The sequence below is a fragment of the Vibrio echinoideorum genome (genome assembly GCF_024347455.1).
In the GTDB taxonomy this organism is placed as follows: domain Bacteria; phylum Pseudomonadota; class Gammaproteobacteria; order Enterobacterales; family Vibrionaceae; genus Vibrio; species Vibrio echinoideorum.
The window spans coordinates 1,466,222-1,480,922 of the sequence record NZ_AP025484.1; the positions used below are offsets into that span (position 1 = coordinate 1,466,222).

16 protein-coding genes are annotated in these 14,701 nt (G+C 43.1%); 9 read left to right on the plus strand and 7 right to left on the minus strand.

The annotated features are described in order from the left end of the window. Positions 1-117 precede the first annotated feature (117 nt). The 3 genes from OCV36_RS22620 to OCV36_RS22630 all read left to right on the plus strand — a co-directional run bounded on the left by OCV36_RS22620 (position 118) and on the right by OCV36_RS22630 (position 2,959). Positions 118-1,014, plus strand: a complete 897-nt coding sequence (locus OCV36_RS22620; protein ID WP_135457397.1) for a heme/hemin ABC transporter substrate-binding protein — start codon at positions 118-120, stop codon at positions 1,012-1,014. A gap of 125 nt (positions 1,015-1,139) precedes the next feature. Next, positions 1,140-2,177 carry a FecCD family ABC transporter permease gene (locus OCV36_RS22625; protein WP_029225022.1) on the plus strand — a complete coding sequence of 346 codons (1,038 nt, stop codon included), beginning with the start codon at positions 1,140-1,142 and terminating at the stop codon, positions 2,175-2,177. Continuing rightward, a complete protein-coding gene (locus OCV36_RS22630; protein ID WP_017074757.1) occupies positions 2,177-2,959 on the plus strand; it encodes a heme ABC transporter ATP-binding protein in 783 nt (260 codons plus the stop codon). The genes OCV36_RS22625 and OCV36_RS22630 overlap by 1 nt, the downstream gene beginning before the upstream one ends. 408 nt (positions 2,960-3,367) lie before the next feature. On the opposite strand, the gene OCV36_RS22635 is transcribed toward OCV36_RS22630, so the two are convergent. Continuing rightward, a complete protein-coding gene (locus OCV36_RS22635) occupies positions 3,368-3,829 on the minus strand; it encodes a TetR/AcrR family transcriptional regulator (protein ID WP_017074756.1) in 462 nt (153 codons plus the stop codon). Positions 3,830-4,360: 531 nt separating this feature from the next. On the opposite strand from OCV36_RS22635, the gene OCV36_RS22640 reads away from it, so the two are divergent. Next, on the plus strand, positions 4,361-4,660 hold the full coding sequence (locus OCV36_RS22640; protein WP_102551528.1) for a YfcZ/YiiS family protein: 300 nt from the start codon (positions 4,361-4,363) through the stop codon (positions 4,658-4,660). A 36-nt stretch (positions 4,661-4,696) separates the two neighbouring features. Here OCV36_RS22640 and OCV36_RS22645 read toward each other — a convergent pair whose 3' ends face one another. After that, positions 4,697-4,999 carry a YnjH family protein gene (locus OCV36_RS22645; protein ID WP_017074754.1) on the minus strand — a complete coding sequence of 101 codons (303 nt, stop codon included), beginning with the start codon at positions 4,997-4,999 and terminating at the stop codon, positions 4,697-4,699. Between the two features lie 103 nt (positions 5,000-5,102). Between OCV36_RS22645 and OCV36_RS22650 the strand changes: the two genes are divergently transcribed. Then, positions 5,103-5,702 (plus strand): hypothetical protein, encoded by a 600-nt coding sequence (locus tag OCV36_RS22650; protein WP_102551526.1) that lies wholly within the window; start codon positions 5,103-5,105, stop codon positions 5,700-5,702. Between the two features lie 177 nt (positions 5,703-5,879). Here the strand turns inward: OCV36_RS22650 and OCV36_RS22655 are convergent, their stop codons facing one another. Then, on the minus strand, positions 5,880-6,986 hold the full coding sequence (locus OCV36_RS22655; protein WP_029225020.1) for a 1-acyl-sn-glycerol-3-phosphate acyltransferase: 1,107 nt from the start codon (positions 6,984-6,986) through the stop codon (positions 5,880-5,882). Between the two features lie 175 nt (positions 6,987-7,161). Here OCV36_RS22655 and OCV36_RS22660 point away from each other — a divergent pair, with 175 nt between their 5' ends. Further along, a complete protein-coding gene (locus OCV36_RS22660) occupies positions 7,162-7,788 on the plus strand; it encodes an AraC family transcriptional regulator (protein WP_135457399.1) in 627 nt (208 codons plus the stop codon). Between the two features lie 193 nt (positions 7,789-7,981). On the opposite strand, the gene OCV36_RS22665 is transcribed toward OCV36_RS22660, so the two are convergent. Continuing rightward, a complete protein-coding gene (locus OCV36_RS22665; RefSeq protein WP_017074751.1) occupies positions 7,982-8,473 on the minus strand; it encodes a hypothetical protein in 492 nt (163 codons plus the stop codon). A 22-nt stretch (positions 8,474-8,495) separates the two neighbouring features. Then, positions 8,496-9,017 carry a nicotinate-nicotinamide nucleotide adenylyltransferase gene (locus OCV36_RS22670; RefSeq protein ID WP_135457400.1) on the minus strand — a complete coding sequence of 174 codons (522 nt, stop codon included), beginning with the start codon at positions 9,015-9,017 and terminating at the stop codon, positions 8,496-8,498. 109 nt (positions 9,018-9,126) lie between these two features. Here OCV36_RS22670 and nadE point away from each other — a divergent pair, with 109 nt between their 5' ends. Beyond that, positions 9,127-9,957, plus strand: coding sequence for an ammonia-dependent NAD(+) synthetase (gene nadE / locus OCV36_RS22675; RefSeq protein WP_135457403.1), 831 nt, complete (start codon positions 9,127-9,129; stop codon positions 9,955-9,957). 101 nt (positions 9,958-10,058) lie between these two features. On the opposite strand, the gene OCV36_RS22680 is transcribed toward nadE, so the two are convergent. Then, positions 10,059-11,930 (minus strand): hybrid-cluster NAD(P)-dependent oxidoreductase, encoded by a 1,872-nt coding sequence (locus tag OCV36_RS22680; RefSeq protein WP_017074748.1) that lies wholly within the window; start codon positions 11,928-11,930, stop codon positions 10,059-10,061. A gap of 218 nt (positions 11,931-12,148) precedes the next feature. Here OCV36_RS22680 and OCV36_RS22685 point away from each other — a divergent pair, with 218 nt between their 5' ends. After that, complete coding sequence (locus tag OCV36_RS22685; protein WP_135457405.1) at positions 12,149-12,307, plus strand: YqaE/Pmp3 family membrane protein; 159 nt, start codon at positions 12,149-12,151, stop codon at positions 12,305-12,307. 197 nt (positions 12,308-12,504) lie between these two features. Next, positions 12,505-13,533 (plus strand): dihydroorotase, encoded by a 1,029-nt coding sequence (gene pyrC, locus OCV36_RS22690; protein ID WP_135457408.1) that lies wholly within the window; start codon positions 12,505-12,507, stop codon positions 13,531-13,533. A 156-nt stretch (positions 13,534-13,689) separates the two neighbouring features. Here the strand turns inward: pyrC and OCV36_RS22695 are convergent, their stop codons facing one another. Further along, on the minus strand, positions 13,690-14,595 hold the full coding sequence (locus OCV36_RS22695) for a DUF808 domain-containing protein (protein ID WP_135457410.1): 906 nt from the start codon (positions 14,593-14,595) through the stop codon (positions 13,690-13,692). Positions 14,596-14,701 lie beyond the last annotated feature (106 nt).

Here is a 14,701-nt window from a genome sequence, read left to right on the forward strand (position 1 = left end):
ACCAAATAACTAGGGCTAAGCCTCTATCGATTCGAATTCGAACTCAAATGCGAACGGATTGCTCACTGAGTACCTTCGCGATTGCTCTCCATCAAAAGAAAGTATAAAGAAATCATTATGAAAGACTTAAAAGTGCTCAATAAATTTAACCTAAAGACCAAAAAACACATACTCTCAATGGCAGCGATGAGCTTGGCACTGAGCGCGCCAACTGCAATGGCCGATGACGTTGAACAGCCTCGAATCATCAGTGCCGGCAGTGCCGTAACTGAATTGGTATTGGCATTAGGCGCAGAAGAACAGTTAGTGGCTATTGACGTAACCAGTCACTTCCCTCAATCAGAAAACCTGCCGAAGATCGGTTACCACAGAAACTTGTCTGCTGAAGGCTTGATTGCCTTAGAGCCAACAACACTCATCGGCTCAGATGAGATGGGGCCAGACAACGCGATTTCTCAATTGAAATCTGTGGGCATCGATGTAGAGATCGTTAACACCGAAGCGAACGTTGAAGGACTGTTAAAGCGTATCGACCAAATCGCAAAGATCACCCATACCGAAGACCACTCACAGCAAGTGAAAGCCGAAGTGAATCAAAAGATCGCAGCACTAAAAGCGAATCAGGTTCCAAGCAACGAAGCGAAGAAAGTTCTATTCCTGTTGCTACATGAAGGTCGCCCTGCGAACGTTGCTGGCGGTGAAACATCGCCAAACGCAATCATTGAACTTGCTGGCGGCGTAAACCCTGCGGCTAAAAGCCTGACGTCTTACAAACCACTGTCGATGGAGTCATTGGTTGAAATGCAGCCTGATGTCATCTTAGTGAGCGGCCGTAGCTACCAGAAAATGGGTAGCGCTGATGCCATTCTTAAATCGTTACCTATGTTAGCGGCGACTCCAGCAGGTATGAACAAGCAAATCATTACCGTGAAGGGCAGTGCCTTAGTCGGAGGGCTTGGTCTTGAAAGCCTTTCAGAAGCTAAGCGATTAAACGCACTTATCTATCCGCTATAACTTATCTACCCGCTATAACTCGACTACCCTATTTCTACTGTTGCTTGCTTAATACTCATCACCGTCTCGTTTTTTGCGAAGTCGGTGATAAGTATTGAAGCGGGTGATAGACATTGAGGCCTTTTATGTTGCTACGATCCGTCCCACTGAAAACATCGATGTTAAGCCTCGGCGCTACCCTAGTCTTCGTCGCGCTGTACTCGATCACTGTTGGGCCAATGAACATTAGCTTGGCTGACAGCGCAGCCAGCCTACTTCAGCCCAACAATGACTTAGCACCTCACATCAACTTGGTGATTCAAGAGATCCGCTTACCCCGAACGATATTGTGCATGCTAATCGGCGCGATTCTCGCTTTATGCGGCGCAGTCATGCAAGGCTTGTTTAGAAATCCACTTGCCGAGCCAGGAATCATCGGCGTGTCTGCCGGAGCCTCATTAGGTGCAGCATTAGCCATCGTGCTTTTCTCTGAGCTTTCACTGCAATACCCTGCTTTCATGAACTTTGCGGCTGTGCCTATATTTGCCTTTCTAGGCGGAGCCTTGACCACGCTGCTCGTTTATAAGCTGGGTACGGGAAAATTCGGTACTTCAGTCACCATCATGTTGTTAGCGGGTGTAGCGATCAGTGCACTATCAGGCGCAGGTATTGGCTTTTTGAACTTTATTGCTGATGACCAAATGCTGCGTGATCTTTCATTGTGGTCAATGGGTTCATTAGCAGGCGCGAAGTGGTCAGGCATTTTGCTTGCGGCAGTCACTTTGGGCGCACTATTTATTGTCTTCTACCGTCAAGCAATGTCACTGAATGCCCTGTTACTGGGTGAGTCAGAAGCGCAGCATCTTGGTATCCCAGTACAGAAGCTTAAGCGAAGATTGATTCTACTAACGGCCGCAGGTGTTGGCGTCACGGTTAGCCTATCTGGCATGATTGGCTTCATCGGCCTTGTTATCCCTCATTTGGGTCGCATGTTAGCTGGCCCAGATCACCGTATTCTCTTACCCCTATCGGCGGTACTAGGCGCATTACTACTCACAGCTGCAGACATGTTCTCACGCGTGGTACTTGCACCAGCAGAACTGCCGGTAGGCATTGTCACTGCAATCATCGGTGCTCCATTCTTCTTGTATCTACTATTTCAACAGAAAGGGAGAATCCTTTAATGTTTCCTTCAGCATTAAAAGCGACCGACATCGAAGTGAAGTTCGGTAGTAAAGTGATATTAGATGGTGTTTCTATTGAGATTGAAGCAGGAAAGGTAACAACACTGCTTGGACCAAATGGGGCGGGGAAAAGTACGTTACTCAAAGCCTTGTGCCAAGAGATATCAAGCACGGGTGATATCCAATACTTTGGACATACCAAGGACAAATGGCCTTCACAGAAACTAGCAAAGCATCTGGCTATGCTTCCTCAGCACAGTACGCTAACCTTCCCATTCCTTGCTCATGAAGTTGTTGAACTTGGGGGGATCCCTCTGCAAGAATCCAACAAGAAGCTCACTAACATTGCTAGCCAAAAAATGGACGTAGCCGATGTATCTCATCTAAGTGAAAGGCTCTACCCTTCTTTATCTGGCGGCGAAAAACAGCGTGTTCACTTGGCTCGAGTACTAACTCAGCTTCACTATTCTGGTGACCAATGTATCTTGATGCTCGATGAGCCGACATCAGCACTGGATCTAGCCCACCAGCACAACACCTTGAAAATCGCGAGAGAGTTAGCCGACAACCACAACGCAGCCGTCATCGTGGTATTGCATGACCTAAACCTAGCCGCTCAATACTCAGATCGATTGGTGGTATTGAAAGACGGTAACTTGGTTTGCGACGGAAACCCTTGGGAAGCACTCAAGCCTTCGATGATTGAAAATGTGTATGGCTACAGAAGTATCGTAGAAAAGCATCCAACCATGAGTTTCCCTCAGGTTCATCCAGCACAATAAACTTTACTAAGGTTCTGCGCATTTTTAGGATTCGTTCCTCTAACAACCACTTTATGTTGAGCCTCGATTTTTTCGGGGCTTTTTTATTGGCTCACAGCCACTCTCTCGCCTTAAACTTCATTTTATTAATAACCATAGCAACCAACCCAAAAATGTCTCACTCTGAGCGTTTGAGGCTCTAGAGATGTACAGTAACTATTAGTGTTGTTGAGTTTTTATAAGTGGACACAAAGGTAAGGAATGAATATAAGCATATAAAAAGAAAAGAAATAAACATTTTCAAGGCGGGAGCAAAACAGTCACACTAAAATGAGAACGACAGAATTAGAACGATAGGAAAAGATTAAGATAAGTGAAATTTCAGGCATAAAAAAAGCCCCCTCAGGAGCTTCTTTTATGGTGTGTTGATTATTGGCTCATACGAATCAATGATTTGCCAATCAACCACTCTAGTTCTTTACCGCTAGTATCACCAAACTGAGTTTCAGTCAGTTTGTATAGACGGTCAATACCGTTTGCAGCAAACTCGTGTGCGCTTTCAGCAGTAACGATATGATGGAAAAGTAGACGTAAAATTGCTAGGAACTCAGCGTCTTCAAGCGCGCTAACCCAACTAGCAGAAAATGCATCAAGACCATTTTCAAAGTCAATATGTTCCATGAACATCTTAAAAATACGGCCGTCTAGAGCAGCAGTAAAATCAGTTTTCTTTGGAAAATGGTGGCTTATACCTGTACGAGAAACGCCCGTTTGCTGACTCAACGTCGTGTATGACATCTTGTCGTAACCCAACCTTAGTAACTGGTCTACAACGGCATCCATGATCTTCTGGATAGTGATTTCTGTATCTTCTTTACTACGCTTTGGCATATTCAGGCTCTTCTCTTTGTAAATCCATCTAACTCAATCAAATAAAGTCAGAATGCAAATCGTTATCAGCATTATGTGAGCAAAGTGATTTTTCGCAAGTATTTATAACTAAATTCACATAAATACTACATCCGAATAATTCTACAGTGACGCCTCTTTGGGCGCTTTGTCTAATTATTGTCCGAATAATCACCTTACAATCCTAAGTCGGTAATTTTAAATAACTACTTAGAATATGAAATACCCAACGAAAAATTCATTGTATAAATACCTATCAAGCGATAGATAGTCTTATAAAATCATTCCTGACGCAACTAAGTGAATGATATTCTGACAAATTAATAACATTAATCTTCGGCAAAACATGATAGAGATCACATACATATTTTGCGTCGCGAATGTTCATATTCATTTCACCTCTAAACAAACAACATAGCATACCAGTACAAATTAGTTCAAAGATTTTAATTTTTGTAGATACAGTTCAAATTGCTCGTTAGAATAACCTCAGACTTTGTGAGAGGATTATTTATGAGCCAAGATGTTGGTAACAATGATGTATGTGAAGCTTGCGGTTGTGCAGGCGAAATCGGCTTCATCATTAAAGAAGGCGACGAGGTTGCTGAGGTAACGGTTTACGGTAACTCTAAAACCCTTATTGAAACTGAGTTTGCTAAGTATGTTGAGTTAGCAAAACAAGTGTCTAGCAATGTCGAATTTGAAGTATCAGAGATGACCGAAGAAAGTACTGAATTGCAAGCGCGCTTTAAATTTGAAGTAAGCGCTGAGAAAATTATTTTCGAACTTAAGAGTCGCTCTCTAGCGCGTTAATATAAGCATCAGTACACATACAATTAAAAGACGAGCTCACCGCTCGTCTTTTTTTGTCATTTCAATCCATCCCAGTGCACCATTGGTCTCAAAATCATTTTCCTCAGCACATTTAATCACCACGCCTGAAACCTCAACCACAGCACCTATGCTGTAAGCCTTATCATCGTAATAACAAACTCGTTGCGGAGAACCACTCTGAGTGACGACCACTGCCGCCTTTGCGGGCGTTGAGATTATTTTATTAGCACTCGCTGATACTGAACAAAACACTGATGTTAGAATCACAAAACCTTTTAGAATCTGATGCTTTATACCAATCACAGATTTACCTTTCATTGTCGTTCTATTCCTTTTTTACCTACCAACAAATGAGTAAAACACTATGCGTGAATAATTTTTTCATTATAGTGTTCAAGTCTATCGTAATAAGAAGCTTGTTATGCTCCGAATAATTGCACTTATTATTGGTTCTTTAACCATAACAAATGTGACTGCAGAACCACTCGATCAGTATCAAATATTGAACCATCTGGATAATTACGGAAACTTATATTTACGAAATAAACCGTACACATCGCTCCCAACAGGCCTGATTGTTGACGGTAATTTGAACATAGAGAACACACCGATTACCCGTCTACCGAAAGGTTTAGAAGTAAACGGAAGTCTAAAAGCATCTAATAGCCAACTCGCTAGAGTCCCTACTGGGGTTAAGATAAAAGGCTACGCGGACTTAATCGGCAGCCAAATTACCAGTTGGCCCCGAGGTGTGCGAGTGGGAGGGTTTATTAATCTCACTGATACTCCGTTACAGAGGCTTCCAAATGGCTTTAGAGTGAAGGGTGACTTAAGCGTGATTCGCACGCCTTTAACTGAGCTTCCAAACGGGATCGTTATTGACGGTGATCTGTATATTGGCGGCTCTGCAATTACAGTTTTTCCCGACACCATGACGGTTAAAGGCAATATCTATCTAGGTGGCAACACGGTGACGACTTGGCCAACCAATTTAGAACTTGGTGGTGCCGTCGCTCGCTAGTTCAGCCAAAGCTCGGATTTTAGCTCTTTAGAGCAATAGAACCAGAAACAAAAAAGGAGCCTGAGGCTCCTTTTTCAATTCAATTACTTGTTAGTTAGCTAATGTGCTCGCTAGTCTAACCAAGCTATGAGCTAGTATGTTAGTAAGCTAACGTGAGCAGATTAACCCATAAGCTAGTTAACCAATGTTTTTCACAGGGTTCGCATAGCTATCAATCAAGTACTGACGAGCGCCTTGTGGCAAGCTCGATAATTTGTCTGCAAATTCTTTCTTAACCGAAGCAGTAATCGATTCGTCTTCTTTTTCTGCTGCCAGTAGGTTTACTGGGAACAGTTTGTAGTTATCGTGTATTTGACGATCGATCTCTTCAGCAAGCGCTTCAGGTGTATCAAAATCTTGGTCGATAACCTGACCGAAACCAACATGAACACGGCCTTTATTACCGATGATGCCTTGAATGATACTTTCGATATCTTCAAACTCACCCTTTTCGTAGCTACCGTTTACGTCTTTCTCAAAAAGCTCTATCGCTTTAGCGATGTCGCATGGGTCGTTTTCATATGAAATAGCCACAGGTACTATCTTCAAAGATTTCACGTATTCAGGGAATGCAATTTTTTGCTTACGCCCTTCAACATGAAACATTTTTAGAATTGCAGGCTCAGTAAAATCATTACCATCTTTAGCACGGCCTTCCTTTTGAGCGATCCAGATAGAGTTGCCCGTTTCTAAAGAGTGCTTGATGTAAGAAGAGAGCAGGCCTAAGGCCTTCATCATTTCACGCGGCCCTTTCAAAGAACGCTTTACGATAAAGCTCTTGTTGAGACGCATCAATTCAGTGGCACATGGCTTCTTCAACAGGTTGTCGCCAATCGCAATACGACAAGTCTGATGATTTTTTTGATGCAAAGCGTAATTGACTAACGCTGGATCCATAGCAATGTCACGATGGTTTGATACAAACAAGTAAGCTTGATTGGCATCCAGCGACTCTAAGCCCGTATATGTCACACCATTAGTGGTTTTAGCTAACGTGTCGCGTAAGTACTTTTTCACTTCAATCTGAATGGATTCAACGCTAGTCAGCTTGCTCCATTTCATTTTTAAGTACACGCGTAAAATTGGACTCATTAATGTTTTGAACCAAGACGCATGGTTTGAAAAACGGTAGTGCAAGATCGCACTGATAAATTCTTCATCATTAATAAGACGGTTTAGTGCCGCAGGAATTTCATCATCGCCGTAAGGACGAATATCAACATATGGATCGCTTGGAGAGGTCATTTTTTAATTCATATAATAAAAATCTTGCTCATTCTACGCGTTGTTTTGACTTATCGCAGCTACAGAGCCCATACTTTTGACAAGGTCAGACCAGAAACATTGAAAATCCCCTGTTATTGTTGGCATTCTTTAAGATTAACGGTAATCTTGACGCCCCAAAATTAAGGTACTATCTATGAACTTCGCTATTGAATATACATCGGCTTACTTTTCACACTTGGTGATTACACCAAGAAAGAAAGTACTTAAACATAGCCTTGTATCGGTTCAAAGTGGCTTGGTTTTGATAAAGCTGGGTAAACAAGAATATGCCGTCGAGCCAGGTCAAAGTATCTGGATTCCCTATGATTGCTTAACATCACTGACCTACTTTCCCAATACCCAGGTGAATCGTGTCGACTTTTCTGTACGTTTGACGGATTCTTTCCCAAGACAGGCGGGTTACATCACTCAAACAAACTTGTCTTCAGCGCTACTAGAAAAGTTAGAACTCACCAAAGCTCGTGCTTCAAAAGCAAATAATACCGAACAAGCATTCAAAGATATGCTTTCTGTGCTTAAACAAGAAGTGTTGGCGTTCAAACCGTTGCTTTGCGAAAGCGCCCTGTCTCAACGATTCAACCAGTGGAACATCGACGATTCGAATCTGCCACAAGAACACACCTTGGTGATGGTAATGCGCGAAGCGAAGAAACGCATGCAGTCAGGTCAGAAACGTACGCTTGTGATTGATGATTTGTTCTCTGGAAAAGAAGAAGAGTTCGAACAGCTGTGTATGCTCGTGTTTGGTGAAGCTCTCTAGCCAAAGGGATCGAGCATCGTTATTCACTCACTAGAGCCCAACTTCAAGTCACTCTCTAAGCCGAGTTTTTAAACCAAACCAAAGACACCAAACACTAAAAAGCCGCAAAAACTCAGTTTTTGCGGCTTTTTTAATTCTTAGCATTTCAACTTTTAACTCTCAACATCTCAACATAGATTAATAATCTACCAATCTAGAATGGCAATTCAACCTGCATCATTAGATCTGCATCTCGTGAGTCATGCCAGCGGTAATCAAAGCGCATACGAGGTTGCCCTTCGACTTTCTCACCAAAACCGATACTCAATTGAAGACCATGATTCATCAACCATTCTTCAGTAGACATATCATATTGATCGTCTTCCAGATCTTCAGGGAACCACATACCTAAGCCAACATAATTAGATTCAAGACTTTGCGTTAACAAAGGGGAATCTTTGCTTTGGATTACCCAATCGGACCAATAGTCTGGTTTGTTTTCTGGTTCTGCATCAGCGAGACCACTGATTTCTAACATGCGTTGGCCGAAGGACTCAATGCTCGTAGAAAAATCTAAACAGCTATTTTCATCATCAGAAGTCAGCATTATTGAATCTAAGCTAAAAAAATCACAATCAGCGTGTGCAGGCATACTGCATGCCGCAATGATTATCGTCGCTGGTATCGCGCCCTTTAGCATAGTCATCAGACCTCTCGAATTAGTGAATCTACATTATTGTATACAGTTCACTGTCTTGCAATATCCTTGTAACTGACTTTGTACTCAGTTTTGCAACATTGCTCCCATTTTGCAAAGCATGGCGAATATCAGTGCTACGAATTTTAACTTTTTCAGGACAAGCCATCACAGACCAACGTTCCGTTATTTCGTCCGATTTATAAAACGATGCAAACTTAAAGAAATTGTCAGGCCCGATGACAAAGGTCAGTTCAGCCTCTGGATGATGTTTTTGAAGCTGACTAAGCACCGCATAAGTCGTGACACTTTCACCTGGAGTAAACAACCCTTTCTCAACCAGTGAAAGTTCAACTTGCTCCAACGATAAATCAGAGATAAACGCCTCGACCAACTGACATCTCGTATCAAAGTCTAGCATCTCTTTTCCCCAAGCATGGGCAATACTGGGGACCAGAAGAATTTTGTCAAAGTGAGCCAACGAATCAATCACACTTTTGTGCCCTAAGCTCGGCGGATTAAACGCACTACCGAAAATGGCTATTTTTTCCATTATTTATTACTGCCTTCTCTTTCTAAGCTTGTGCAAAGAGGTTTTTAAATCGGATGATTTAGGTATGATAACACTAGATTTTTAATTTGCTTGCAGGAAAGGAATACGAATGGAACAGTTAATTCGTGACGAAATGCGCGTACTACCTTCAATAGACCCTCACTTCGAAGTGACTCGTCGTGTGGACTTTATCAAAACGAAACTTCAGCAATCAGGATGCAAGTCTCTCATTCTTGGTATCAGTGGTGGTGTCGATTCGACAACCTGTGGCCGCTTGGCACAAATGGCCATTAACAGCCTAAATGAAAGCTCTGGCAACAACGACTACCAATTCATTGCAGTTCGCCTTCCTTATGGCGAGCAAAAAGATGAAGATGAAGCACAACTTGCTCTGTCTTTCATCCAGCCTTCCCAATCTGTTTCTGTAAACATTAAAGCAGGCGTGGATGGGTTGCATGCGGCATCTCACGTGGCTTTAGAAGACACAGGTTTGCTTCCAACAGATTCTGCAAAAATCGACTTTGTAAAAGGTAATGTGAAAGCTCGCGCTCGCATGATCGCACAATACGAAATTGCAGGTTACGTTGGCGGCCTTGTGATTGGTACTGACCATTCAGCGGAAAACATTACTGGCTTCTACACTAAGCACGGTGACGGCGCATGTGATTTAGCACCTTTATTTGGCCTGAACAAGCGTCAAGTTCGTGAACTAGCAGCAACTCTAGGTGCGCCAGAGCTATTAGTTAAGAAAGTCCCTACTGCCGACCTCGAAGAGCTTGACCCACAGAAAGCCGACGAAGCAGCATTGAACCTTTCTTACGACCAAATCGATGATTTCCTTGAAGGCAAAGAAGTGCCTCAAGATGTATCCGATCGTTTAGTTGGTATCTACAAAGCAACACAGCACAAGCGTCAACCAATCCCAACGATCTACGATTAATCTTTTGAATTAGTCTCAGAATTTAAAAGGCCGGAAGTTCATTTCAATGATCTTCCGGCCTTTTCTATTTAATGCGTTTTTCTTTATGATCTAGCGAGCTATTAATCCACAACTTCGATATCAGTTTGCGGAACACTGCAACACGCCAGTATCTGCCCCATGTTACGCTCATGATCTTGCAACGCAGGTACATCTGGTTGGTGAACTTGCCCAGACTCAAGGGTCACTTTACACGCTCCGCAAAAACCAGCACGGCAGCTAGAAGCAATAGACACACCCGCCGATTCAGCCTGTTCTAATAGCGTTGATTGGTTATTACCTTCAAACAAGTAACCATTAACACTCAACTGCAGTTGCTTCACTGTTTCTTCAGTTGATTGAGCCACGCCAAATGCTTCTTGATGATAATGCTGAGGATTGAGCCCCATTTGGATTAACAGTTTTTTTGCGTTATCCATAAAGCCGTCTGGGCCGCACACAAACGCTTGACGCTTGTGTAGTGCTTCAATTTTAGCAATATGCGACACGCTCAAACGACCAGATAAACCATCCCATTCTTTAGTTGGTTGGCTTAACGAGTAAATCACACGTAATCCTTTATGTTCGTTGGCAATCTTATCAATCTCAGCTTGATAAGGAATATCCTCTTCGCTACTGCATTGATGATAGAAAACCACATCATCGATTTGACCATGGTCGGCTAAGTAACGAAGCATCGACAACATTGGGGTAATTCCGCTACCTGCAGACAAAAGCAGTAACGGATGGGTTGGGTTTGCTTCTAAGTAGAACGCACCATCTGGGTTTTGAGCGACTAGAGTATCGCCCACTTGGAAATGATCATTGAGCCAGTTAGATATTTGACCATCATCTACTCGCTTCACTGAAATCGCCAAACGACCCGCTCGTGATGGGCTAGAAGATAACGTGTAACGACGCGAAATCGTCTCGCCATCAATCACCATCTCAATCGGCAGATGTTGCCCAGGTTGGTAACTTGGTAGTGAGTGGTTCTCTTTCGCAGGTTCTAACCAAAAAGTTGTAAAGTCACGAGCGATCTCTTCACGTTCAACACAGGTTAAATGCAATGATTCTACCCAAGTATCTTGGTAGTGCTCCTTCTCTTTGGTTTCTAGTACTTCAACAACATCACCGGCTTTAACTAAGCCTTCATTTTTAGCAACTAGATTTTGACCAAAGAAAACACCACCGCGCTCATTCGCTCTGAATTTAGAAAAGGTGTTAAGCGGCTCTTTTGTTTCTCTGAATTCTCCGCGTTCAACATCAACCGTTGTTAGAATACAGCGCTCACAAGGCTTAACGGCTTCGAATTCAACCTCACCGATACGGATACGCTTCCAGCTGTCTTCAGCAAAGGCTTCGGTATTAGAAACGACAAAGTTAGTGCGGAACTGATCCATTGAATGAGTTTCAGGGCTGCGGCGGTTTAACTCATCAAGAGAGGCTTGGCTGATCACCAACATTGGGTAACCATCGGCAAAGCTCACGTTGTGACCGAGCTTTTCACGAACACGATTCGATTGCTCACCTGAAAACAGGAGTTCAACTCGGACACCCAACACATCGCTAAACCAATCATCAGCTTCATCATTGGTGGTGTAAGCCGTAAAACTGTCCTTCCAAACTGTTGCTGGCGCTTCTTGCATCTTGAAGTTTGCATATTTTAGGCGCAGCGGTTCTTTACCTTCATAAGTGAAGATCAAACCGTCTGGTTGCAAGCTTGAAGATACCTTGACCATTTTCGGATACTTACGCGCCGTGATCATTGAACCGTCTGCCAATGCCAACATAAAGCGTCTGTCGAAAGTTAGGCCTTGTTTTTCGACCCAAGCAGAAGAGAGTGAAATCCCGCCTACTGATTTAACCGGAAACACATTAATTTGAGATAGAGAAGACACTTGCTCTGAAGCCTTTTGATCTTGAGCTTTTTTATCTAAAGGTAGCTGCGACATAACGATTCCAATGTTTTGTTGTTTGTCCCAATGCTAACAAATGGTTATAAATAGATAAACTGGCAGGCATTAAACACTTGATACTAAGCTAATATCTTGAGATGTTTATCCTAGTGTCTTATCTACATAAAGACAGCAATGTATTAACACTCTCCATACGTTCTATAATTTGAACACGGTTACCGCATTGAACTTTCATTGAATAAAAAGGATTTATCATGAACAAACTTGTCATTATCATCTTATGTGTACTACTCCCTCCTGTTGGCGTGTTCTTCGCTCGCGGCACAGGTAAAGATTTGCTGATTAACATCATTCTTACTTTCTTCTTCTGGGTACCAGGTATGATCCACGGATTGTGGGTAGCCACTCGCTAACCCTGACCATCTCCGAGAATTAATACCGAATAAAATACTCATAAAAACAAGCTCCTAACCCTGAAGGGTTAAAAATAGGATGAAATGAAAGTGCTTTTCCACTATCATCCTGTCGCCTAAACGTAAGCGATTGCTTTCACAGATTTCGCTGAGTTTAGGCTCCAACTACATAACACTTCAAATGGTGGGAGCCTTCAATGACACAACTTACGATTACTCGTCCTGACGACTGGCACGTTCATCTACGCGATGGCGACGTATTAAAAGATACAGTGCGCGATATCAGCCGCTACAATGGTCGAGCGTTAATCATGCCAAACACCATCCCACCGGTAACCGATACCGAAATGGCGCTTGCTTATCGTGAACGCATCATGGCAGAGCAGCCAAGTGAACAATTCCAGCCTCTAATGGCACTTTACCTAACAGACAACACAACTCCTGATGAAATTCGTAAAGCGAAAGAGTCTGGCGCTGTTGTAGCGGCCAAGCTTTACCCTGCTGGCGCGACGACAAACTCTGACTCTGGCGTAACTTCTGCTCAAAAGATTTACCACGTATTAGAAGCCATGCAAGAAGTGGGTATGTTGCTGCTTGTTCATGGTGAAGTAACGGCTCACGATGTTGATATCTTTGACCGTGAAAAGCAGTTCCTAGACACAGTTCTAGCACCGATTGTTAACGACTTCCCTAACTTGAAGATCGTTCTAGAGCACATCACGACTGCAGATGCAGCGACTTTCGTTAAGAACGCTAACGAGAACGTAGCGGCAACCATTACAGCTCACCACTTGCTTTATAACCGCAACCACATGTTGGTTGGCGGCATTAAGCCACATTTCTACTGCCTACCAATCCTTAAGCGCAACACGCACCAATTGGCGCTTATCGAAGCAGCAACAAGTGGCAGCAATAAATTCTTTTTGGGTACAGACTCTGCGCCACACGCAAAGGGCGCCAAAGAGTCAGCTTGTGGTTGTGCAGGTTCTTACACAGCACATGCTGCGGTTGAACTGTACGCTGAAGTATTCGATTTAGAAGGCAAGATTGAGAACCTAGAAGCATTCGCGAGCCACAACGGCCCAGACTTCTACGGCATGCCTCGCAACTCAGACACAATCACGCTCGTTAAAGAAGAGTGGAATGTATCTGAAACAATGCCTTTCGGTTCAGACATTGTTGTGCCAATCCGTGGCGGCGAGACGATTGCTTGGTCTGTAAAATAAACGCTTAGTCGGTAAATAAGCGCTTTATCGGTAAAATAAGCACTTGGGCTGTTGAATAAACACCCTCCATTTAACGAAAAGGGTCACCATATTAATTATGGTGACCCTTTTTTGTTTCGATGAAAAGCTGTCTTATTACAAGAAATAGTTTAACGATTATTTACCACGAATTTTTCCAATAGCAGTCCAAATCGCGACGACAATCAACCCTGAAAGAACACCAATCACACCATTTAATAGCGTCGGTACTACCGCTGTCGTAATCGTATGTCCACTAAAATCCATAATAATCGGTTCAATTAAATGATGAATCGCGGGAACGTTGTGAACCACAATACCCCCGCCAACCAAGAACATCGCAGCCGTGCCGACAACAGCAAGCATTTTCATTAGCTTGGGTGCAAATGCGACTAGCCCGTTACCCAATTGGGTTTTAATGGCACTCCCATTCGATGTTCGCTGGAGATAGAAACCTAAATCGTCCAACTTCACGATCCCAGCGACTAAGCCATAAACACCAATCGTCATCACAACCGCAATCAAACTCACGACAAGAATCTGAGTGACGATACTTGTACCCGTAACGGTACCCAGAGCTATCACGATGATTTCCGCAGATAAGATAAAGTCGGTACGAATCGCGCCTGCGACCTTTCTCTTCTCATATTCCTCTATGGATTCGCCAGTACTCGTATCCTCTCCCTTTTCATCATCTTGATGAGAATGAGGGAAAAGCTTCTCTAAGATTTTCTCTGCGCCTTCAAAACAAAGAAACAGACCACCAATCACGAGTAGTGGCATAATCAACCAAGGAATAAATGCACTGATCAATAATGCCGCCGGAACCAAAATCAGCTTATTTTTAAATGAGCCTTTTGCGACCGCCCATACCACTGGGATTTCTCTTTCAGCAGAAACACCTGATACCTGCTGAGCGTTAAGGGCTAAATCGTCACCCAATACGCCTGCGTTTTTTTTAGCTGCCACCTTAGACATCAGTGCAACATCATCCAACACGGTTGCAATGTCATCTAACAGTGTTAATAAACTTGCTCCAGCCATTTTATTGTCTCTTTATAAAGGATTGAACCATCGATGAAATGTAACATCATCAATTCACTCATCAAAGTTATGAGTCTGTAAAAAATAAAGTCACAAATTGTGTTTT

What these genes read in the sequence shown, in the direction of transcription:
- OCV36_RS22620 (WP_135457397.1), top strand. Translation starts at nt 118, where the DNA reads ATGAAAGACTTAAAAGTGCTCAATAAATTTAACCTAAAGACCAAAAAA.
- OCV36_RS22625 (WP_029225022.1), top strand. Translation starts at nt 1,140, where the DNA reads ATGTTGCTACGATCCGTCCCACTGAAAACATCGATGTTAAGCCTCGGC.
- OCV36_RS22630 (WP_017074757.1), top strand. Translation starts at nt 2,177, where the DNA reads ATGTTTCCTTCAGCATTAAAAGCGACCGACATCGAAGTGAAGTTCGGT.
- OCV36_RS22635 (WP_017074756.1), bottom strand. Translation starts at nt 3,829, where the DNA reads ATGCCAAAGCGTAGTAAAGAAGATACAGAAATCACTATCCAGAAGATC.
- OCV36_RS22640 (WP_102551528.1), top strand. Translation starts at nt 4,361, where the DNA reads ATGAGCCAAGATGTTGGTAACAATGATGTATGTGAAGCTTGCGGTTGT.
- OCV36_RS22645 (WP_017074754.1), bottom strand. Translation starts at nt 4,999, where the DNA reads ATGAAAGGTAAATCTGTGATTGGTATAAAGCATCAGATTCTAAAAGGT.
- OCV36_RS22650 (WP_102551526.1), top strand. Translation starts at nt 5,103, where the DNA reads ATGCTCCGAATAATTGCACTTATTATTGGTTCTTTAACCATAACAAAT.
- OCV36_RS22655 (WP_029225020.1), bottom strand. Translation starts at nt 6,986, where the DNA reads ATGACCTCTCCAAGCGATCCATATGTTGATATTCGTCCTTACGGCGAT.
- OCV36_RS22660 (WP_135457399.1), top strand. Translation starts at nt 7,162, where the DNA reads ATGAACTTCGCTATTGAATATACATCGGCTTACTTTTCACACTTGGTG.
- OCV36_RS22665 (WP_017074751.1), bottom strand. Translation starts at nt 8,473, where the DNA reads ATGACTATGCTAAAGGGCGCGATACCAGCGACGATAATCATTGCGGCA.
- OCV36_RS22670 (WP_135457400.1), bottom strand. Translation starts at nt 9,017, where the DNA reads ATGGAAAAAATAGCCATTTTCGGTAGTGCGTTTAATCCGCCGAGCTTA.
- nadE (WP_135457403.1), top strand. Translation starts at nt 9,127, where the DNA reads ATGGAACAGTTAATTCGTGACGAAATGCGCGTACTACCTTCAATAGAC.
- OCV36_RS22680 (WP_017074748.1), bottom strand. Translation starts at nt 11,930, where the DNA reads ATGTCGCAGCTACCTTTAGATAAAAAAGCTCAAGATCAAAAGGCTTCA.
- OCV36_RS22685 (WP_135457405.1), top strand. Translation starts at nt 12,149, where the DNA reads ATGAACAAACTTGTCATTATCATCTTATGTGTACTACTCCCTCCTGTT.
- pyrC (WP_135457408.1), top strand. Translation starts at nt 12,505, where the DNA reads ATGACACAACTTACGATTACTCGTCCTGACGACTGGCACGTTCATCTA.
- OCV36_RS22695 (WP_135457410.1), bottom strand. Translation starts at nt 14,595, where the DNA reads ATGGCTGGAGCAAGTTTATTAACACTGTTAGATGACATTGCAACCGTG.